The 18,466-nt window shown below is 68.7% G+C and carries 21 protein-coding genes; 8 read left to right on the top strand and 13 right to left on the bottom strand.

Annotation, left to right across the window (positions count from 1 at the left end; all coding sequences use genetic code 11):
- Positions 1–69 precede the first annotated feature (69 nt).
- A complete protein-coding gene (locus tag ACGFW6_RS27455; protein ID WP_393515191.1) occupies positions 70–1,452 on the bottom strand; it encodes a glycine--tRNA ligase in 1,383 nt (460 codons plus the stop codon).
- A 162-nt stretch (positions 1,453–1,614) separates the two neighbouring features.
- Here ACGFW6_RS27455 and ACGFW6_RS27450 point away from each other — a divergent pair, with 162 nt between their 5' ends.
- The 4 genes from ACGFW6_RS27450 to ACGFW6_RS27435 all read left to right on the top strand — a co-directional run bounded on the left by ACGFW6_RS27450 (position 1,615) and on the right by ACGFW6_RS27435 (position 4,739).
- Positions 1,615–2,571, top strand: a complete 957-nt coding sequence (locus ACGFW6_RS27450) for a metal ABC transporter substrate-binding protein (RefSeq protein ID WP_393515188.1) — start codon at positions 1,615–1,617, stop codon at positions 2,569–2,571.
- Positions 2,568–3,359: a metal ABC transporter ATP-binding protein gene (locus ACGFW6_RS27445; RefSeq protein ID WP_393515185.1), complete on the top strand. Its 792-nt coding sequence runs from the start codon at positions 2,568–2,570 to the stop codon at positions 3,357–3,359. Before ACGFW6_RS27450 ends, ACGFW6_RS27445 begins: the two co-directional genes overlap by 4 nt.
- The gene (locus ACGFW6_RS27440; RefSeq protein WP_393515182.1) at positions 3,359–4,261 is read left to right on the top strand and encodes a metal ABC transporter permease; all 903 of its coding nucleotides are present in this window, start codon (positions 3,359–3,361) and stop codon (positions 4,259–4,261) included. The genes ACGFW6_RS27445 and ACGFW6_RS27440 overlap by 1 nt, the downstream gene beginning before the upstream one ends.
- A gap of 61 nt (positions 4,262–4,322) precedes the next feature.
- On the top strand, positions 4,323–4,739 hold the full coding sequence (locus tag ACGFW6_RS27435; protein WP_393515179.1) for a Fur family transcriptional regulator: 417 nt from the start codon (positions 4,323–4,325) through the stop codon (positions 4,737–4,739).
- 193 nt (positions 4,740–4,932) lie between these two features.
- On the opposite strand, the gene ACGFW6_RS27430 is transcribed toward ACGFW6_RS27435, so the two are convergent.
- The 5 genes from ACGFW6_RS27430 to ACGFW6_RS27410 are packed head-to-tail and all read right to left on the bottom strand — an operon-like array spanning position 4,933 to position 7,557.
- The gene (locus ACGFW6_RS27430) at positions 4,933–5,772 is read right to left on the bottom strand and encodes an isoprenyl transferase (RefSeq protein WP_381576046.1); all 840 of its coding nucleotides are present in this window, start codon (positions 5,770–5,772) and stop codon (positions 4,933–4,935) included.
- Positions 5,773–5,789: 17 nt separating this feature from the next.
- Complete coding sequence (gene recO / locus ACGFW6_RS27425; RefSeq protein WP_393515175.1) at positions 5,790–6,536, bottom strand: DNA repair protein RecO; 747 nt, start codon at positions 6,534–6,536, stop codon at positions 5,790–5,792.
- Positions 6,533–6,664 (bottom strand): hypothetical protein, encoded by a 132-nt coding sequence (locus ACGFW6_RS27420; RefSeq protein ID WP_393515172.1) that lies wholly within the window; start codon positions 6,662–6,664, stop codon positions 6,533–6,535. The genes recO and ACGFW6_RS27420 overlap by 4 nt, the downstream gene beginning before the upstream one ends.
- Before the next feature lie 26 nt (positions 6,665–6,690).
- Positions 6,691–7,311 carry a DUF1266 domain-containing protein gene (locus tag ACGFW6_RS27415; RefSeq protein ID WP_393515169.1) on the bottom strand — a complete coding sequence of 207 codons (621 nt, stop codon included), beginning with the start codon at positions 7,309–7,311 and terminating at the stop codon, positions 6,691–6,693.
- Between the two features lie 30 nt (positions 7,312–7,341).
- The gene (locus ACGFW6_RS27410) at positions 7,342–7,557 is read right to left on the bottom strand and encodes a hypothetical protein (RefSeq protein ID WP_126898451.1); all 216 of its coding nucleotides are present in this window, start codon (positions 7,555–7,557) and stop codon (positions 7,342–7,344) included.
- 317 nt (positions 7,558–7,874) lie between these two features.
- Here ACGFW6_RS27410 and ACGFW6_RS27405 point away from each other — a divergent pair, with 317 nt between their 5' ends.
- Together ACGFW6_RS27405 and ACGFW6_RS27400 are read left to right on the top strand one after the other, a co-directional pair.
- Positions 7,875–8,708 (top strand): helix-turn-helix domain-containing protein, encoded by an 834-nt coding sequence (locus ACGFW6_RS27405; RefSeq protein WP_393515166.1) that lies wholly within the window; start codon positions 7,875–7,877, stop codon positions 8,706–8,708.
- Positions 8,690–8,887 (top strand): DUF397 domain-containing protein, encoded by a 198-nt coding sequence (locus ACGFW6_RS27400; RefSeq protein WP_393515163.1) that lies wholly within the window; start codon positions 8,690–8,692, stop codon positions 8,885–8,887. Before ACGFW6_RS27405 ends, ACGFW6_RS27400 begins: the two co-directional genes overlap by 19 nt.
- Here ACGFW6_RS27400 and ACGFW6_RS27395 read toward each other — a convergent pair.
- The 6 genes from ACGFW6_RS27395 to ACGFW6_RS27370 form a co-directional block, all read right to left on the bottom strand.
- Positions 8,871–9,743, bottom strand: a complete 873-nt coding sequence (locus tag ACGFW6_RS27395; protein WP_393515160.1) for a DUF6879 family protein — start codon at positions 9,741–9,743, stop codon at positions 8,871–8,873. The two genes, ACGFW6_RS27400 and ACGFW6_RS27395, sit on opposite strands and share 17 nt — an antisense overlap.
- A gap of 106 nt (positions 9,744–9,849) precedes the next feature.
- Positions 9,850–10,821 (bottom strand): SCO2521 family protein, encoded by a 972-nt coding sequence (locus ACGFW6_RS27390; protein WP_393515157.1) that lies wholly within the window; start codon positions 10,819–10,821, stop codon positions 9,850–9,852.
- Between the two features lies 1 nt (position 10,822).
- Positions 10,823–11,803: an SCO2522 family protein gene (locus ACGFW6_RS27385; RefSeq protein WP_393515154.1), complete on the bottom strand. Its 981-nt coding sequence runs from the start codon at positions 11,801–11,803 to the stop codon at positions 10,823–10,825.
- The gene (locus ACGFW6_RS27380; protein ID WP_393515151.1) at positions 11,800–12,717 is read right to left on the bottom strand and encodes an SCO2523 family variant P-loop protein; all 918 of its coding nucleotides are present in this window, start codon (positions 12,715–12,717) and stop codon (positions 11,800–11,802) included. Before ACGFW6_RS27380 ends, ACGFW6_RS27385 begins: the two co-directional genes overlap by 4 nt.
- Before the next feature lie 3 nt (positions 12,718–12,720).
- The gene (locus ACGFW6_RS27375) at positions 12,721–14,571 is read right to left on the bottom strand and encodes an SCO2524 family protein (protein ID WP_393515148.1); all 1,851 of its coding nucleotides are present in this window, start codon (positions 14,569–14,571) and stop codon (positions 12,721–12,723) included.
- An 85-nt stretch (positions 14,572–14,656) separates the two neighbouring features.
- Positions 14,657–15,451 (bottom strand): SCO2525 family SAM-dependent methyltransferase, encoded by a 795-nt coding sequence (locus ACGFW6_RS27370; RefSeq protein ID WP_393515145.1) that lies wholly within the window; start codon positions 15,449–15,451, stop codon positions 14,657–14,659.
- A 180-nt stretch (positions 15,452–15,631) separates the two neighbouring features.
- Here ACGFW6_RS27370 and ACGFW6_RS27365 point away from each other — a divergent pair, with 180 nt between their 5' ends.
- Positions 15,632–16,165: an N-acetyltransferase gene (locus ACGFW6_RS27365; protein ID WP_030947843.1), complete on the top strand. Its 534-nt coding sequence runs from the start codon at positions 15,632–15,634 to the stop codon at positions 16,163–16,165.
- Positions 16,166–16,247: 82 nt separating this feature from the next.
- Positions 16,248–17,729 (top strand): alpha/beta hydrolase, encoded by a 1,482-nt coding sequence (locus ACGFW6_RS27360; RefSeq protein ID WP_393515142.1) that lies wholly within the window; start codon positions 16,248–16,250, stop codon positions 17,727–17,729.
- A gap of 80 nt (positions 17,730–17,809) precedes the next feature.
- Here ACGFW6_RS27360 and ACGFW6_RS27355 read toward each other — a convergent pair whose 3' ends face one another.
- Entirely contained in the window at positions 17,810–18,034 is a 225-nt protein-coding gene (locus ACGFW6_RS27355; protein ID WP_393515139.1) for a hypothetical protein, read from the bottom strand.
- Between the last annotated feature and the right edge of the window lie 432 nt (positions 18,035–18,466).

Genomic DNA, 18,466 nt, shown 5'->3' with positions numbered 1-18,466 from the left:
CGCGCCCTGAGGGGCGCGGGGAACTCTGCGACCGGCCGCGTCGAACCCGCGGCCTGCACATGAACCGAGCTAGCAGCCGATCAGGCGGCTCGCCAGGTAGCCCTCGATCTGGTCCAGGGAGATGCGTTCCTGCTTCATGGAGTCGCGCTCGCGCACCGTCACGGCGTTGTCCTCGAGGGTGTCGAAGTCGACCGTCACGCAGTACGGGGTGCCGATCTCGTCCTGGCGGCGGTAGCGGCGGCCGATGGCGCCGGCGTCGTCGAACTCGATGTTCCAGTTCTGCCGCAGGGCCTGGGCGAGGCCCTTGGCCTTGGGCGAGAGCTCCGGGTTGCGGGACAGGGGCAGGACCGCGACCTTCACGGGAGCCAGGCGGTGGTCCAGGCGCAGCACCGTGCGCTTCTCCATCTTGCCCTTGGCGTTCGGCGCCTCGTCCTCGACGTAGGCGTCGAGGAGGAACGCCAGCATCGCGCGGCCGACACCGGCCGCGGGCTCGATGACGTACGGCGTCCAGCGCTCGCCGGCCTCCTGGTCGTAGTAGGCGAGGTCCTGGCCGGAGGCCTTGGAGTGGGCGTTCAGGTCGTAGTCGGTGCGGTTGGCCACACCCTCCAGCTCGCCCCACTCGTTGCCGCCGAACTGGAAGCGGTACTCGATGTCAGCGGTGCGCTTGGAGTAGTGGGAGAGCTTCTCCTTCGGGTGCTCGTACCACCGCATGTTCTCCTCGCGCAGGCCCAGGCCGGTGTACCAGTTCCAGCGCTGCTCCATCCAGTACTCCTGCCACTTCTCGTCCTCGCCCGGCTTGACGAAGAACTCCATCTCCATCTGCTCGAACTCGCGGGTGCGGAAGATGAAGTTGCCGGGCGTGATCTCGTTGCGGAAGGACTTGCCCATCTGCGCGATGCCGAACGGCGGCTTGCGACGGGAAGTCGTCTGCACGAGGGAGAAGTTGGTGAAGATGCCCTGGGCGGTCTCGGGGCGCAGGTAGGCGATGGAGCCGGAGTCCTGCGTCGGGCCGAGGTGGGTGGAGAGCAGGCCCGAGAACTGCTTGGGCTCGGTGAACTGGCCCTTGTTGCCGCAGTTCGGGCAGTTCACGTCCGCGAGGCCGTTCTCCGGGAGGTGACCCTTCTTGGCCTCGTACGCCTCCTCCAGGTGGTCCGCGCGGAACCGCTTGTGGCAGGAGGTGCACTCGGTGAGCGGGTCGGTGAACGTGGCGACGTGGCCGGAGGCGACCCAGACCTCGGGGGCCAGGATCACGGACGAGTCGATACCGACGACGTCCTCGCGCGACGTCACCATGTAGCGCCACCACTGGCGCTTGAGGTTCTCCTTGAGCTCGACACCCAGCGGCCCGTAGTCCCAGGCGGCGCGCTGGCCGCCGTAGATCTCACTGCAGGGGAATACGAAGCCACGGCGCTTGCTCAGGCTGACGATGGTGTCGATCTTGTCGGCGGCCACGGTGCTCTCTTCATTACGACGACGGGCGACGAAGCGAGGCGCTTCACAGCGAATGCTTCAGGGTACCGGCGGGCACTCCCCCTCAATCAAATCGGTAGCCCTCTGTGGACGGCCGCTCACGCTTGTTGACAACCGTTTCCAACTTTGCTGAAAATGACTGTCATGAACGTACGACGACCTCACATATCCGGGATCGCCCTCGCGGCCGTCACCGCAGTCGGTATCGGCACCCTCTCCGCCTGTTCCTCGGACAGCGCCGCCGCGGGCAACACGGACAAGTTCGACGTCGTCGCGTCGTTCTACCCGATGGCCTTCCTCGCCGAGCAGATCGGCGGCTCGCACGTGAAGGTCACCAGCCTCACCGAGCCCGGCCAGGAGCCGCACGACCTGGAGATCAGCGCCCAGCAGCGGGCCCAGCTCGAGGACTCCGACGCGGCCCTCTACCTCAAGGGCCTCCAGCCCTCGGTCGACGAGGCCATCGGCCAGGCCGGCCTCGACACGAAGATCGACGCCGCCACGCTGACCGCGCTGGAGGACCACGGCGACGTCGAGCACGACCACGCCGGCGAGGAGGCCCACTCCGAGGAGGAGGGGCACGCCCTCGACCCGCACGTCTGGCTGGACCCGGTGAAGTACGCCGAGATCGCCAAGGGTGTGGGCAGCGCCTTCGAGAAGGCCGACCCGGACCACGCCGCGGACTACAAGAAGAACACGGACGCCCTGGTCAAGAAGCTCGGCGAGCTGAACACCGAGTTCGCGGACGGGCTCAAGGACACCAAGTCCAAGGTCTTCTTCACCAACCACTCCGCCTTCGGCTACCTCGCCGAGCGCTACGGCCTGACCCAGGAGGCCATCACCGGCGTCGACCCGGACAGCGAGCCGAGTCCGGCCCGGATGAAGGAGCTCCAGAAGGAGGCCAGGGCCGACGGCGTGACCACCGTGTTCTACGAGACACTCGTCTCCGACAAGACCGCGAAGACCCTCGCCGACGACGCCGGCTTGAAGACGGACGTCCTCGACCCGCTCGAGGGCATCACCGACAAGTCCAAGGGCGACGACTACTTCCAGGTCATGGAGGCCAACCTCACGGCCCTGAAGACCGCCCTGGGAGCCAAATGACCGACCCTACGGAGGACGGCATGACCGAGCCCGTCATATCGCTGCGCGGCGTCCGCGCCGAGCTGGGCTCGCGCCCCGTCCTGCGCGGCATCGACCTCACCGTGCGCCGCGGTGAGGTCGTCGCGCTGCTCGGCGCCAACGGCTCCGGCAAGTCGACGGCCGTGCGCAGCGTCATCGGCCAGGTGCCGGTCAGCGCCGGCGAGATCGAGCTGTTCGGCACCGCGCGGGCCCGGTTCCGCGACTGGGCGCGGGTGGGCTACGTCCCGCAGCGCACGACGGCCGCCGGCGGCGTGCCCGCCACGGTCGGCGAGGTCGTCTCCTCGGGCCGCCTGTCGCGCACCCGCTTCGGCGTCTTCCGCAAGGCCGACCACGCGGCCGTACGGCACGCCCTGGAGCTGGTAGGCATGGCGGACCGGGTGAAGGACTCCGTGAACGCCCTGTCCGGCGGCCAGCACCAGCGGGTGCTCATCGCCCGCGCCCTGGCCTCCGAGCCCGAGCTGCTGATCATGGACGAGCCGATGGCGGGCGTGGACCTGGCCAGCCAGGAAGTACTCGCGCGCACGCTCACCGAGCAGGTCGCGGGGGGTGCGACGGTCCTGCTCGTACTGCACGAGCTGGGCCCCCTGGAGCCCTTGATCGACCGGGCGGTCGTCCTGCGCGACGGCTGCGTCATGCACGACGGGCCGCCCCCGAAGGCGCTCGGCCAGCACGCGCTGCCCGGCCACGACCACGTACACCCGCACGCGGCTCACGACGCCGAACCGATCCGGACGGGACTGCTGAGCTGATGGACTTCCTGAACTACGCATTCATGCAGCGGGCGCTGCTCGCCGCCGTCCTGGTCGGCATCACCGCCCCCGCCGTCGGCATCTACCTCGTCCAGCGCCGTCAGGCCCTGATGGGCGACGGGATCGGCCACGTCGCGATGACCGGCGTGGGCCTCGGCTTCCTGCTGTCCTGGTCACCGGTGTGGATGGCGACGCTGGTGTCGGTGCTCGGCGCGGTGCTGATGGAGCTGATCCGCTGGTACGGCCGCACCCGAGGCGACATCGCCCTCGCGATGCTCTTCTACGGCGGCATGGCCGGCGGTGTGATGCTGATCAACCTCGCACCGAACGGCTCGAACGCGAACCTGACGTCGTACCTCTTCGGCTCCCTGTCCACGGTGAGCGAGTCGGACGTGACGGCGATCATCACCCTCGCCGCGTTCGTGGTGCTCGTCACGCTCGGCCTGCGCCGCCAGCTGTTCGCGGTGAGCCAGGACGAGGAGTTCGCGCGGGTCACCGGGCTTCCGGTGCGCGCCCTGAACCTGCTGACGGCGATCACCGCGGCGGTGACCGTGACGGTCGCCATGCGCGTGGTCGGCCTGCTGCTGGTCAGCGCGCTGATGGTGGTGCCGGTGGCGGCGGCGCAGCAGCTGACCCGCAGCTTCGCGGCGACGTTCGCCATCGCCGTCGCGATCGGCATCACGGTGACCATCGGCGGCACCGTGACCTCGTACTACCAGGACGTGCCGCCCGGCGCGACGATCGTGCTGCTGACCATCGGGGCGTTCATCGCGCTGACCGCGCTGGCGACCCCGCTGGCCCGGCGCAGGGCCCGCGCCCTGGCGGCGGCGCAACCTTCCGGCGACCCGGCGGAGTGCGCGATTCCGGCCAGCAGGGAGAGCGACGGGAAGGTGAGCGTCTGACCGCGCTCGGCCCGGGCTGGCACAATGGCCCGGCAAGGCGCAGACGTGAGGAGGCATACCGGTGACGACCGCTGGACCGCCCGTGAAGGGCCGCGCGACGCGGCAGCGGGCCGCCGTGGCGGCGGCCCTGGACGAGGTCGACGAGTTCCGCAGCGCGCAGGAGCTCCACGACATGCTCAAGCACAAGGGCGACTCGGTCGGCCTGACCACGGTCTACCGCACCCTGCAGTCCCTCGCCGACGCCGGCGAGGTGGACGTCCTGCGCACGTCCGACGGCGAGTCGGTCTACCGCCGCTGCTCCAGCGGTGAGCACCACCACCACCTCGTCTGCCGCATGTGCGGCAAGGCCGTCGAGGTCGAGGGCCCGGCCGTGGAGAAGTGGGCGGACGCGATCGCCGCCGAGCACGGCTATGTGAACGTGGCGCACACGGTGGAGATCTTCGGCACCTGCGCGGAGTGCGCGGCCGCCAACAACTGAACAATTTCGGCCAGCTGGCCAGAACATGAACTCCCAGTGACCTCTTCGCGATCTCTTCACGGCGGCGGCGACGGCAACACCGCCACCACGAAGGCCGGCATGGACGGCAAGTACGACCTGGGTCGAGCCGGACACAGCCGAAGGGCCCCGCTCCACCTCGGTGGAGCGGGGCCCTTCGGCTGTGTCCGGGAGATCAGCTCTCCTCGGTGCGGCCTTCCATGGCGAGCAGTTCCTCGTTCGGGATCGCGCCGCCGAACCGCCGGTCGCGCGAGGCGAACTCCACGCACGCGCGCCACAGGTCACGCCGGTCGAAGTCCGGCCACAGCACGTCCTGGAAGACCATCTCGGCGTAAGCGCTCTGCCAGAGAAGGTAGTTGGAGGTGCGCTGCTCACCGCTCGGGCGCAGGAACAGGTCCACGTCCGGCATGTCCGGGTAGTAGAGGTACTTCGCGAAGGTCTTCTCGCTGACCTTGGAGGGGTCCAGCCGCCCGGCCCGTACGTCCTCGGCCAGGGCCTGCGCGGCGTCCGCGATCTCGGCCCGGCCGCCGTAGTTCATGCAGAAGTACAAGGTCAGCTTGTCGTTGTCCTTGGTCTGCTCCTGGGAGATCTCCAGCTCCCTGGCGACCGACTTCCACAGCTTGGGCATCCGGCCGACCCAGCGCACCCGCACCCCCAGCTCGTCGAGCTGGTCCCGGGTCTTGCGGATGAAGTCCCGGTTGAAGTTCATCAGGAAGCGCACCTCGTCGGGCGAGCGCTTCCAGTTCTCGGTGGAGAAGGCGTACAGCGAGATCGCGCCGACGCCCATCTCGATGGCCCCCTGGAGGACGTCCAGCACACGCTCGGCGCCGACCTTGTGGCCCTCGGTGCGCGGCAGACCGCGCTCCTTGGCCCAGCGGCCGTTCCCGTCCATGACGATCGCCACATGCTTCGGGATCAGCTCACCCGGGAGCTTCGGCGCGCGGGCGCCGGACGGGTGCGGCTCCGGCGTGCTGTACTCGCGTCGCCGGCGCCCGAGGAACCCACTTACCGCCATGTGCTTGTCGTCTCCCTCTACTTTTCCACGTACCGAAGCGACCGCAGCCCGCGCTCCAGGTGCCAGTGCAGATAGGCCGACACCAGCCCGCTGCCCTCCCGGACGTGCCGCGGCTCGCAGGCGTCCGCGGTCTCCCAGTCTCCCGTAAGCAGCGCCCCGAGCAGTTCCAGGGTCTGCGGCGACGGTACGACGCTACCGGGCACCCGGCAGTCGACACAGACCGAGCCCCCGGAGGCGACCGAGAAGAAGCGGTTCGGGCCGGGCATGCCGCACTTCGCACAGTCGCTGAAGGTCGGGGCGTAGCCGTTGACGGCGAGCGACCGCAGCAGGAAGGCGTCGAGAACGAGGTGCGGCGCGTGCTCGCCGCGGGACAGGGTCCGCAGGGCCCCGACCAGCAGCAGATACTGCTGCACCGCCGGCTCGCCCTCATGGTCGGTGAACCGCTCGGCGGTCTCCAGCATGGCCGTCCCGGCGGTGTAGCGGGTGTAGTCGCTGACGATCCCGCCGCCGTACGGAGCGATGGTCTCGCTCTGCGTGCACAGCGGCAGACCGCGCCCGATCAGCTCGCTGCCTCGCGCGAAGAACTGCACGTCGACATGGGAGAACGGTTCGAGCCGGGCACCGAACTTGGACTTCGTGCGCCGCACGCCCCGCGCCACGGCCCGCACCCGCCCGTGCCCCCGGGTGAGCAGCGTGATGATCCGGTCCGCCTCACCGAGTTTCTGGGTGCGCAGCACGATGCCGTCATCCCGGAAGAGACTCATCGCCCGCCTCCGCGCTGTTCCGGCCGGGGGTCCGGGGGTTGTCCCCCGGGAAAGCACAGCATGATCCGGTCCGCCTCACCGAGTTTCTGGGTGCGCAGCACGATGCCGTCGTCGCGGAACAGACTCATGGGGTCATTCTCGCGTACGGCACGACTCAGCGGGTGCGGTCGGGGTGGCTTATGGCGTCCCAGGGGGCCTGGTTCCACGGGCTGGCGCGGTTCGCCGGGTCCAGGAGGGCCCTCAGATGCTCGTCGGCGACCGCCTGCGAGGCCGGCAGATCGGACTCCGCCGCGTCCCGCAGCCCCTCCCGCCACACCCGCCGCCCGAGCAGATAGTGATCGGCGTACTCCTGCCAGGAGGCGTACTGCCGCACCACCGTCGGCACGATGTTCTTCAGCGCGGTCCAGGCGTCGCCCTCGCCGATCAGCCCGCAGGCGAAGCCACGCCGGGTGATGTCCACGTACAGCGCGGCGTCCCAGGCCAGCGGCGAGACGCCGATCTGCCGGTACGCCCGCGCCCGGTAACCACTGCGCGACAGGTCGTCCAGCCGACCGACCAGCTCCTCACGTGAGGTGATCTCCCACTGGTCGGCCAGCCAGCGCCGGGCACTGTCGTCGTCGATCCGCACATACGGGTACAGCGTCGTCCGCGAGGCGCTCCTGTCCCGGCTCACCGGCGCGCTCAGCGACACCATCCACAGCTGGTGCGTGGTGAGCGGCACGGGGTAGCGGCGGGCCGCCTTCACACCACGCCTTCTCCATCTCCACAAGGCCATGCCGCCGCACCCTATGCGCACCCCCCTACGTCAAGGAACCTCACCCCTGCTGCGTGCGTTCGCGTAGGCCGTCGCGGCGCGCAGCCGCTCGGCGGGCGTCGCGTTGCGCACGGCCGCCGGCTCCGCGTCCCACTCCTTGCCGCCGCCGTACGGTCTCAGCTGCACATACGGTCCCTCGTGTCCCATCACGATCCCGATCCGACCCGAACGAGTGTCGATCACGTACGACCCGATGGGCGGCTTCATCGCAGTGCCGCCGCGAGCCGCCTCGCGGTCTCCACGGAACATCGGCCCAATTCGACGAGCGGGCAAGGAGCTTCTCGCGCAAGACTCGCCGGATCGATCCGGAGTGTCGGGAGCGTAATTCCTGCCTTCTCCAGCGCCGCCCGCAATTCCTTCACTACTTCCTCCGCTTCTTCGACGCAGCGCGCCGAGTGTCGTGCCGTCACCTGACTCCCCTCGAATTCGGGTTTCACCCTTTCCATCTCCATGGTGACCTGCGGCGCCTACACTCGGCAGGAGTCTGTGCCCTACAAGTGCAGGGCAGCGCAAGGGGGTTGGCCATGGCCAACGGTTCACGTCAGGCGGCGTGGGAGTTCTTCGGAGCGGAACTGAAGCGGCGCCGGGAGAACGCCGGGATCACTCAGGTGGAACTGGGTTCCCGGGTATTTGTCTCCGGTGGATACATCGGCCAGTTCGAACAGGCAATTCGAAAGCCACAACGAGATGTCGCCGAGCGGATTGATGAGGCCCTGCAAACCGACGGTATTTTCGAGCGACTTTGGCGAAAGCTCATCAAGGAACAGCGGTACGCGGAGTATTTCGCGCACGCTGCCGAGTTGGAGCGACTGGCAACCAGGATCTGCGACTGGGCGCCGGCTGTCGTGCCAGGGCTTCTCCAGACGCCCGCCTACGCCCGCGCCATCTACTTGGCGAGCAACCCGCTCGCGACGGATCAGTACATCGAGCAGATGGTCGGGCTGCGCCAGGAACGCGCACAGATCCTCTCGGACGCCGCCAGGCCGGTGTACTGGGCGATCCTGCACGAGACGGTCCTGCGCGTCCCTGTCGGCTCCTCCGCAGTGATGGCCGAGCAGTTGGATCATGTGGCGACGATGGTGCGGGAGCGCAAGGTACTGGTCCAGGCGCTGCCCTTCTCGGCGGGGGCCCATCCCCAGATGGGCAAGATGATGACCCTGATGCGGTTCGAGGACGCCCCACCAACTGCCTATACAGAGGGCGTGTTTTCGGGGAGTCTGTTGGACGATCCGGCTGTAGTGAACCAAACACAGGCGGATTACGATCTTCTGAGGGGCGCTGCACTGTCGTTGGACGCGTCCCTGGCACTGATCGAGTCGGTGGCGGAGGACTACAGACGATGCAGGCGTACGACCTGAGCAAGGCCCGTTGGCGCAAAAGCACCTACAGCGGGGGCAGCGGCGGCGAATCCTGCGTCGAGGTAGCCGACGGAGTCCCCGGCATCATCCCTGTCCGAGACTCCAAACTGGCCTCGGACAGCCCCGTACTCCTCGTCCCCGCCTCTGCCTGGGCAGGTTTTCTCACATCTCTGAGGTGACCCGCGGAGCCGTCTGCTGACGTTCCGCCTCCGCCCACAGCTCGGTGAACTGGGTGATGTGGTCCTCGATGTGGTCCGGCTCTGTGCTCAGCAGCGTGCTGTCCGGGTTGTTCTCCTGGTCCGGCTTGGTCTCGTGGCAGAGCTCCCCGTCGAAGACGATGAAGTCGCTCACCCTGGGGTTGGACTGCATCAGGGACCGCACCGCGATCCGCGCGTCGATGCCCCGCCGGCGATGGCTGTCGCACAGCGCTCTGAGTTCGGGCGTGACCTCGTCGGGGTCCCGCACGATGAACAGCCGCCGGATCTCCACACCGCGCCGCTTGATCGCCTTCTCCTGCGCGGCGAGGTACCGCTCGGCCGGCCCGCTGTTCCAGAACTCCCGGTCCACCGAGGTACTGGTGGCGTCGAGGGTCATCTTCACGCAGTCGGTGATGTCGATCAGCCACTCGTGGTTCTCGCCGGGGCAGTCCGCGCTGCCGCTGCCGAGCCCCTCCATCATCTTGGCGAGCCGGCCGAGCTCCTTCTCGGCGAAGGCCTGCACGATGTCGCCGCCCTGCTCCCGGACCTTGGTGTAGCCGAGGACCAGCCGGGTCACCTCGTCGGACCGCAGCACCGAACCGTCGACCTGGCTGAACAGCGTCGTCGCCGCCAGAATCTCGTTGAAGCGGGTGTCGACCTTCTCGAAGCGCTCGCCGAAGTCGATGAGGAACTGCACGATCAGCGCCGCGCTGCCGATGACGATGGACGCCACCCACTGCCAGATGTTGCCGTCGTCCTCGCTGAGAATGCTGGTGAGCAGGAAGGCGCCGCCCGCCGCTCCGGCCGTGATCAGGATCCGCCAGAACATCTTCGGCATGCGCTGATCCTGGCGCGGTACCGCGTGTCCGTTACTTCCCGCTCCTAACGATGACGCTCCACTCATCTCTCTTCCCCCGTCGGGTGTCTCTTCCGGTACCGGTCCCTCAGCGTGCGCTCAGCGCCTGGTGCGGCGTCGCCACGGCCTGGAGGGCCAGTCGATCTCGGATGCGCCGGCTCAGGTTCTCCCACTGTCGGGAGAACCCCGGTTTCTCTTCCAGCACGTCCCACACATGACCCAGCGCGGGGTCCACGTGCGCGCGCGGCATCCACAGATGCAGCAGATGTACGACGACCGGTTGCAGCGTCTCGACCACCGAGGGTCCGTCCGCCGCACCGAGCCGACTGTTGTCAAGCATGTGCTGAACAGTCGTCAAAAGCCAGTCGTGCAGGGCGAGATCTTCGCAAATGCCCGCCACGGATGCCGCCGGAACATGCTCCGGCAGGCGTAGCTCGATCATGCGCAGCCCGCCCTCGGCCACCGTGAAGTTCACCAGCGACGCCCGCTCCCCGTCGGAGGTGCGCCGCGCGACCCACCGCAGCCTCGTGGGACTGGACTTGAACGGCACCCGGCGATCCAGCAGCGGGTGCCGGCGCAGCTCGGCCAGCAGCCCTTCGGCGATCATCCCGAGGTCCAGCTCGCCACGCCCCGCTCCCCGCAACACCCCGTCGGCGGTGGCCTGTTGGGGCAGCTTGCCGAAGGGCTCGACCAGACCGGGGCGGACCAGATACTGACCCCAGGGGCGACGTGTGTCGGGGCCGGAGGCCGGCAGGCTGAAGTAGGCCGTCGACTGCAGCAGTCGGCCCTCGGTCAGTGCCGCGCGGGCGGCCACCGTACCGACGGCCCGGACCTTGGAGCCGTTGGCGGCGGGCAGCCTGCAGTCCACGCCGGTCAGCACCTCGGGCGACACGGCGTACATCGACGGCCGCTCGGAGACCCGGACGTGTTCGTCGGCGCGCAGCCTGAGCAGCTGGGCGGCGGCCCGGATGTCCAGCGCCTGATGGGACGGCAGCAGACAGGTGCGCACCTCGCCGCAGGCGAGGACCGAACGCGCGGGTTGTCCGAGGGCCGCCGTCATCTCAGGTCCCCTCAGCCTCGGAGGAGTCGCCGGGCTCCTCGTAGAAGACGTAGGTGGCGCGCTGGGCGACCGCCGGGGGCACCGGCATCCCCTCACCGGCGGACCGCTCGGCGACCTGCTGGAGCGCGCCGGCGTCGACGTCTATCTGGTCCAGGATGAGCCGTACGGCGTCCTCGACGGCGAGGAAGCGGTTCGGCATCAGGGTGCAGGTGCGGTAGGCGCTGAAGGCCGCCTTGGTGTCGGTGAGCCTGATCAGCGGATCCAGCCGGTCCCAGTCCTGCGGGAACTCGCCGCCCTCCCACTGGGTGGGGGTCAGCACGGCGTCGCCGAGGTGTCGTAACAGGCCGAGCCGGGCGAGCTGCCAGACGGCGGCCAGGAACGGGCAGGACCACAGGCGCCGGCCGTCCTTCTCGGACCACAGCTCGACGTCCATGAAGATGGAGTGGTTGCGGGCCGCGGTCTCCTGGGGTGGCTCCCAGCCCTTGACCTGGCCGAGCGCGCTGCGGGACGTCGAGGGGGTGCGCTGGCCGTTGGCGAGCCAGCCGCTGTGGCTGACGGACGGGCGGGAGCCGTAGCTGCCGGGCGGCGGTGACTCGACGAGGCGGTGCATGACCGATTCGGCGAGCTCGATGCGGTCGGCCACCGCGCAGGCCGACTCGCGGGCCAGGTAGTCGATGGCCAGGCCCGCCTTCTCGGCCTCCTTGAGCACCATCGGGATCAGCTCGGCGGGGGTGGAGAAGCGGGTGAAGTAGTCGTCGACGAGGAAGCAGGTGCTGATCCGGGGGCGCTTGCTGCGGCGGGCCGCCGAGGCGCGCACGGCGTCCACCCAGATCCGCACTTCGGCGAAGTGCTCGGCCAGTCGCTCCGGACCCGCCTCGAAGTCCTCCATGTAAAGGTGGCCCAGCTCCAGCGAGAGGTGGGCCAGCGGAACGGACTGGGTGCGCCGCTCCGCGGTGGTCTCCTGGAACACGGCCTCGCTCACGCCTGCTCCCAGTACTTGTCGTCGGTCAGGCGCCCGGCGAGCTGGCTGAGCGCCTGCCAGGTCTCCTGGTTGGCGATCTGACTGTCGAGGACGTCCTCGTCGGTGATGAGCTGCTCACGCCACTGCAGGACCGGTTCGAGCGGCACCGAACCGAGGACCTGGCTGTAGCCGATGCCGTGCGTGGAGGCGAGCTGCTTGAGGTCGCCGTCGGTCTTGCGCATCCACGCCGACTGGGTGGGCGAGACCTGCGACCACAGCGGCGACTCGGGGTCGGGTACGGCGGCCCGCACGAAGCGGATCGAGTTGCGCAGGGCGTCCTCGCCGTGGCCGCGCTCGACCCCGCCGGCGACGATGCCGCGCTTGCCGAACACCAGGCTCGCGGCGGCTCCGACGTGCTGGCGGGTCCAGCGGTGGAAGACCAGCCAGCGGGCCGTGACCTCGCTCATCTCGGACTGTGCGGTGGCCTCCAGGACCATGTCGACGGCGTAGGAGCGGCCGGCGCTGAGGTCGACGATCACCAGGTCGAACTCGTAGTACAGCGTCATCAGCAGGTCGACGCAGCGGCGCAGGTTGTCGTCGCTGGTGGCGAACTCGCCGCCGCTGACGTCACCCGGCATCAGCACCAGACGGCCGCTGCCCGGTGGCGGGAACCGCAGCACCTGGTGCTCCGTCTCGGCCCACACGTCGATCCGGGCCGGTTCGCTGACCTCTCCTATGAGGTAGGCGTGCAGTCCGCGGTCCTCGGTGGCCTGACGGGCGTCGCCCACGTCGAAGACGGCCGCCGCGGTGGGTGAGCCGAAGTCGAAGTCCAGGTAGCAGACGTCGTCCCCGGCCATCGCGCGGTGGTAGGCGAGGTTGGCGCTCGTGACGGAGCGGCCCGTGCCTCCTTTGTCGGAGGCGGCGAAGATCAGCACGGTTCACACTCCCCGGTCCGCGGCTTCGCGGGCGCGGGCGAGCGAGTCGAGCTGTCCCAGCACGTCGAGCGTCAACGCGTAGGCGGTACCCGGCTGTTCGTCCACCAGGCTGCGGGCCCGGCGCAGCTTGACCTCGATGTTCCTGAGCTGCATGCCGTGCCGGCCGGCGTCCGAGGGCGCGGGTTCCATCTGTTCGTTGCCCAGCAGGTGCGCGGACTCACTGAGCAACGCCCTTGCCAGCTCGGTGAGTTCGAGGCTGCGGATCGGGGGCTGGCGGTACATGGCGTGGGCCTGCACCATGACCTCGGTGACACGCTCGGTGATGCTCCAGGACACCGGTACGCGCCGTTTGTGGATCTCCGCCTCGGGATACGCGGCGTGCACGTTGTCCCACAGACCGGCGCCCTCGCCGTCCCGGATACGGCGGCGCCACATGTGGTCGAAGATGTCCTCGGAGAGCCGCAGCAGCCGGTCGTGCGAGCCGAGGTTGCGCGACAGCGTGCACAGCTGGACGGTCCGCTTCAGCAGCTGGGCCGAGAAGTCGGTCATGGCCCAGGTCATGGGCGGCCCGAGCCGCTCGCTGCCCTGCAGCGGCAGCGCGACGCCGACGTTGTGCAGCTGGTGCACCATGGGGTCGTCGCGGGTCATCCGGCTGGTGATGCGGCCGCGCTCGGCGAGGCGCTCCATGATGCCGACGGTGCGGGTGAGGTCGTCGTCGGTGGCCCGGCGGCGCATCAGGTCGTGCACGAGGATGGCGGCGACGGAGAGGGAGAAGTACTCGGACTCCAGCTTCTGTCCCGTCGTACGCCAGGGGATGTCCTCCAGGGGCCAGCGGTCGTCGTCGAAGCGGGCGATGCGGGACCAGTACTGCTGGGTCAGTTCCCACCGCAGGCGGAGCGCCTCCGCGAGACGCTGCTGTTCGTTGTTGAGCAGGCCGAGGGTGAGGGTGCGGTCGGAGAAGAGGTCCTGGATACCGTCGAGGGCGACCACGGTGAAGTACAGGTACGGCACCGCGTTGGCGACGCCCTCGGGCTGCGGTCCGACCGGTTCCGTCGTCTCGACCTCGGGCGAGTCCTTGACCATGGTCCAGGCCCAGCCGCACTCGAACAGCTGGTTCTCGTCCTTGAGGCCCTCCTGGACGTCGATGCCGAGGTACACGCTCTCGACGATCGCCGCGCGTAGCGCGCGGAACCGGCTCTGGAACATGTTCAGCACCTGGCGCTGCGACAGCCGCCCCTGGCCGAGGAGTTCGGAGAGCGTGCGGCCCTGCGAGGAGTCGGTGTCGAAGACGTTGACGACGAAGGAGCGCAGCAGGCTCACCATGGCGGCGGTCAGCCGGTTGCTGGTGGCCTGGCGCAGTTCGGCGATGGTGTCCCGGACGTCGCTGCGCCGGGTTCTGGTCTCGTAGACCTTGAGGAAGCCGAGGGTCGCCAGGCACAGGGTGATCGACATGGAGAAGGAGTCGACCACGCCCAACTGGCGTTGTTCCTCGGTGACTTCCTTCTTCTTGTCCGCCGAGCCGAAGTAGTAGCCCCCGGCGAAGGTGGGCCGCTTGTCGTCACCGGTGTGGGTGCGCATGAAGTCGGCGGCGGCCGTCACGAGGTTGGCCGGGATGTCCAGCCGTCCGCCGGCCTTCTTCAGGACCTGCTGGACGTCCTCCTGGGTGGTGTCGGGGTCGTCGAGCCGGAACGCGGGGATCTCGGTTGCCGGGTACAGCAGGCAGAGCAGCCGCTCGGCGTCGGCCACACTGCTCTCTCCGCCCCATTCGCCCCATTCCCACTCTCCCCCGTCGAAAGAGTGGCGAGCGACTCCCTGCCAGATGTCCAGCAGATGCTGGCGTGGCTTGATCTGCATCCCATGCCCCTCACACAGGCCGCACTGCCATCAGTTGAGGAATATCCCTCTTCTGTTGTGAAGATTCACTGCGACGATTCACTGGTCAGTCGATCGGAATGATCGAGTCCGAATTATTGCGCCATCCGTAGGCGATGATCATTCCTGAATATCCGTCCCGTACTTCGGCCGCGGATTCGAGCCGCTGGACCTTGACGTCGCCCACGAACTCCTCAAGACTCGCGCGCACCTCGGATTCTCCCACGTCACAGGCCGGGAAGAAATGCTCACCCGCGTGATAGCCCTTCGAATGTTCCATGAAGGCCGCCGCGAAGGGCGCGCCCGGGGCCAGGGCGCGCAGAAAACGCTCGACGCCGAGGCGGAACTCCTGGTGGGACGTGGTCATGGACTCCGCGACGAAGAACATGGTCCCCATGGACCACCGCCGCTCGTGCCGCGCCAGGTCGAAGAGGTCGCCCTGCTCGACCGAGACGACCTTGGAGAACCGCTCACGCGGGTCCACACCAAGGGAGTTGTACGCCTCGTGCTCGCACAGAGAGGTCCAGAACTGGTCCCAGTTGCGGTCGTAGGACCCGACCTGGCTTCTGAGGTAGCCGACGTTGGCGGACGAGCGCTCGAAGAGCGTGATCTCGTCGCACCACGGCATCATGGAGAGAGCGGGATAGAGATTGGCGCCGGCACCCACATCGATACCGGATACGGGGCCGCTGCCCTGCTTCCGGAAATGATCGCCGAAATGATCCCGTAGCATGTGCAGGATCTCCGCGTCCTCTGCCTGTAAGTCGCGGTAGTTGTGATCAACGTAGGCGATCGGGTCGAATGCCGCCCAGCGCACCTCAGCGTTCTTCAACTGGACGCCCCCCGACGATCTCTGGGTCATTCACTCACGGTACCAAAGGAAGGCGCACTGGGAGCGCGTCGAGGCATAAGCATCTCGCACTCTTGAACCACCGGATTGCCCTGCTCAAGATGGGCGGATCTCCAACTGAGCACCCAAAACGACCGGCAACGGGTGCTCACCCGCACGAGTGACACCATTCCATCACATAGGGGGCAGTTGATGGCTGTACCGGAGGAACGTTTCCCTCTTCTGGGTCGCCGCGCTGATCAGGCATTCCTCGCCGACAGCAGCGATCGACCGCTGACGATGAGGGGCGTCACCGATACGGACCTGCCCGAGCTCCTCAGGGTCGACCGGGAGGTCTTCCCCGAGGACCCGTACCCGTACTTCGTGCTGCGCCAGCACATCGACGTGCACGGCGACCGGATCCTGGTCCTCGACGACGGGGAGTACCTGCACGGCTATGTCCTCTTCGTGACCACGTCGGACGGCTATGTGTGCTGGGTGCTGAGCCTGGCCGTCAGCGCCGACCAGCGCGGACGCGGGCTGGGCAAGCGGCTGATGCTGGAGGTGCTGCGGCAGCTGCGCAGGGAGCGGGTGCACGAGGTCCGGCTGACGGTCGAGCCGACCAACGCCGCGGCGATCATGCTCTACCGCACCCTGGGATTCGGTACCGACGGAGGCGTCCACCGGGACTATCTGGGACCCGGCGAGGACCGGATCATCATGGTGCTGGGGTTGGGTTCCGCGTAGCGCGGGCCGGGGGTAATCCCCAGGGAGGATCCGGGAGTTGGCCGGATGTGACGCTCCGTCACGGTCCGTCAGGCTGCTGTGCATGAAGCAGATCACGAAGAGTGCCGCCCTGATCGCCGCCGCCTCCGGGGTCGTCTTCGGACTCGTCACCCCGCTCACCGCGTCCGCCACCGGCGCGCCCGCGCCGCTGAAGTGGACCAAGTGCGAGGGTGACGGGCTCGACCCGCGCCAGGAGTGCGCGACCGTGTCCGTGCCGATGGACTACGCCGACCCCGGCGGCCCGAAGATCGACATCGCCGTCTCCCGTCTCCGCAGCGAGAACCCCTCCGCCCGCCGGGGCGCGCTGCTGATGATCCCCGGCGGGCCAGGCGGGGACAGCCTCGCCCATCCGTCCGACAAGGGAAAGCTGATGCCGCGCGAGGTGCGGGACGCCTACGACCTGGTCGGGTTCTCACCGCGCGGCAACGCGCCGTCCACGCCCGTCAGTTGTGAGGTCGACTCCGGTGACCTGTCCGCGACCAGCCTGCTGCCCTGGCCCGCGCCCGACGGTTCCGTCACCGGGAACATGGCGATGGGCCGGCGGCTGGGGGACGCCTGCGCCCGCAACGGCGGTGAGCTGATGCGGCACATCACCACCCTCAACAACGCGCGGGACGTCGACAGCATCCGGGCCGCCCTCGGCGAGCGCAAGCTGTCCGCCTGGGGCGTCTCCTACGGCACGTATGTCGGCGCCGCCTACACCGAGCTGTTCCCGCAGCGCACCGACCGGATCGTGCTGGACAGCAGCGACAACCCCGACCCCGTGCAGGCGGAGCGCGCCTGGCTCCGGGCGTTCGAGGTGGGCGTCGAGGACAACTTCCCCGAGTTCGCCAAGTGGGCGTCCAGGCCCGGCAATCCGGACCGGATCGCCGGTACGCCGGACCGGGTGCGCTCCCGCTTCCTCGCCCTCGCCGCCCGCCTGGACCGCGAGCCGATTCCCTGGCCGGGTGCGAACCCGGCGGAGCTGAACGGCAACGTGCTGCGGCAGACCATGCTGAACAGCCTCTACGACCCGGACGACTATCCGGTGCCGGCGAAGCTGATGCGGGCCGCCGAGAGCGGCACGCTGCCGGCCGCTCCGCCGCGCCCGCCGGAGTCCGCGCTCCAGAACTACCTGGCGGTCGGTGCCGCGACGATCTGCAACGACGTCGCGTGGCCGAAGTCGGCGGCCGTGTACGAGAAGGGTGTCGCCGAGAGCCGGGCGAAGTACCCGCTCACCGCGGGCATGCCGCGCAACGCCCTGCCGTGCACGGCGTGGCCGTGGCAGCCGCGGGAGGCGCCGCTGCGGGTGACGGACCGAGGGCCGTCGAATGTGCTGATGATCCAGAACGAGCGGGATGTGGCCACGCCACTCAGTGGGGCGTTGCAACTGCGTGAGGCTCTTGGGCGGCGGGCCGTCATGGTCACCGTGAACTCCACGGGGCATGACGCCTATCTGGAGAACGGCAACGCTTGTGGGGACGCTGCGGTGTCCCGGTATCTGGTGACGGGGAAGCGGCCGGGGCAGGACCTGTACTGCGAGTGAGGGTCGTCGGTCGGGTGCGGCGCCGCTGTGGCTGGTCGCGCCCGCGCGGCGGAGCCGCATATCAATACAGCCCCGCGCCCCTAGGGATGCTGTGCGTAACGGTGTGCCAGGGCGCTGTGGGCCTCCTTCGGTTCCCAGTGCCAGGGTGAGTTCGGGTCGTTCGGGTCCTTTCTGATCGGCTTGGTGATGGCGTAGCTCGCCAGGTCCAGGTCGTAGCGGGGGTGGTCGGGGCGGTGGGGGGCGTCGGGGGTGACGAACTCGAAGGCCATCGCCCCGTAGAGGTCCATCGCCCCGTAGAGGTCCATCGACTCGAAGACGTCCAGCAGATCGAGCAGGTAGGCGGCCTGGGTGCGCGTGCAGGTCGTCGCGGATGAGGCGGACGTCCCGGCGCATCCGCGCGGCGCTCCAGGCCGTGCCGGGCGTCTCCCCCGCGCCGACGACGGTGTAGACGACGCCCCGGTGCTTCAGGCCCCGCCGCTCCCGGGGGGCCGCGACGGCCCGCCCCGCGGGCAGCGCCACCGCCCCCGCCAGTCCCGCGGTGGCCCCCCCCCGCGAGAAACCGTGCCCTGCTGATGCCCTTGGTGTTCTCCATACCGGCCACTTTGGCGGGCGCGGGCACCGTCGACTGTCGGCCGATGGTCTACGACACGGCAACCAAGGAATGACGTACGGCGTCGATCACTGAAGAGATCGTCACCACCGTCGGACGAGATCGTCACCATCCGTCTGACGAAATC

Source organism: Streptomyces sp. Y7, from assembly GCF_043195415.1.
GTDB lineage: Bacteria > Actinomycetota > Actinomycetes > Streptomycetales > Streptomycetaceae > Streptomyces.
The sequence above is the reverse complement of the archived record's forward strand: the minus strand, read 5'-3'. Positions and strand labels throughout refer to the sequence as shown.

Excerpts from the sequence above, each read along its gene's own strand:
- ACGFW6_RS27450 (WP_393515188.1), top strand. The coding sequence starts at position 1,615 with ATGAACGTACGACGACCTCACATATCCGGGATCGCCCTCGCGGCCGTC.
- ACGFW6_RS27445 (WP_393515185.1), top strand. The coding sequence starts at position 2,568 with ATGACCGACCCTACGGAGGACGGCATGACCGAGCCCGTCATATCGCTG.
- ACGFW6_RS27440 (WP_393515182.1), top strand. The coding sequence starts at position 3,359 with ATGGACTTCCTGAACTACGCATTCATGCAGCGGGCGCTGCTCGCCGCC.
- ACGFW6_RS27430 (WP_381576046.1), bottom strand. The coding sequence starts at position 5,772 with ATGGCGGTAAGTGGGTTCCTCGGGCGCCGGCGACGCGAGTACAGCACG.
- recO (WP_393515175.1), bottom strand. The coding sequence starts at position 6,536 with ATGAGTCTCTTCCGGGATGACGGCATCGTGCTGCGCACCCAGAAACTC.
- ACGFW6_RS27420 (WP_393515172.1), bottom strand. The coding sequence starts at position 6,664 with ATGAGTCTGTTCCGCGACGACGGCATCGTGCTGCGCACCCAGAAACTC.
- ACGFW6_RS27415 (WP_393515169.1), bottom strand. The coding sequence starts at position 7,311 with ATGGCCTTGTGGAGATGGAGAAGGCGTGGTGTGAAGGCGGCCCGCCGC.
- ACGFW6_RS27410 (WP_126898451.1), bottom strand. The coding sequence starts at position 7,557 with ATGAAGCCGCCCATCGGGTCGTACGTGATCGACACTCGTTCGGGTCGG.
- ACGFW6_RS27405 (WP_393515166.1), top strand. The coding sequence starts at position 7,875 with ATGGCCAACGGTTCACGTCAGGCGGCGTGGGAGTTCTTCGGAGCGGAA.
- ACGFW6_RS27400 (WP_393515163.1), top strand. The coding sequence starts at position 8,690 with ATGCAGGCGTACGACCTGAGCAAGGCCCGTTGGCGCAAAAGCACCTAC.
- ACGFW6_RS27395 (WP_393515160.1), bottom strand. The coding sequence starts at position 9,743 with ATGCCGAAGATGTTCTGGCGGATCCTGATCACGGCCGGAGCGGCGGGC.
- ACGFW6_RS27390 (WP_393515157.1), bottom strand. The coding sequence starts at position 10,821 with ATGACGGCGGCCCTCGGACAACCCGCGCGTTCGGTCCTCGCCTGCGGC.
- ACGFW6_RS27375 (WP_393515148.1), bottom strand. The coding sequence starts at position 14,571 with ATGCAGATCAAGCCACGCCAGCATCTGCTGGACATCTGGCAGGGAGTC.
- ACGFW6_RS27370 (WP_393515145.1), bottom strand. The coding sequence starts at position 15,451 with ATGACCCAGAGATCGTCGGGGGGCGTCCAGTTGAAGAACGCTGAGGTG.
- ACGFW6_RS27365 (WP_030947843.1), top strand. The coding sequence starts at position 15,632 with ATGGCTGTACCGGAGGAACGTTTCCCTCTTCTGGGTCGCCGCGCTGAT.
- ACGFW6_RS27360 (WP_393515142.1), top strand. The coding sequence starts at position 16,248 with ATGAAGCAGATCACGAAGAGTGCCGCCCTGATCGCCGCCGCCTCCGGG.
- ACGFW6_RS27355 (WP_393515139.1), bottom strand. The coding sequence starts at position 18,034 with ATGGACCTCTACGGGGCGATGGACCTCTACGGGGCGATGGCCTTCGAG.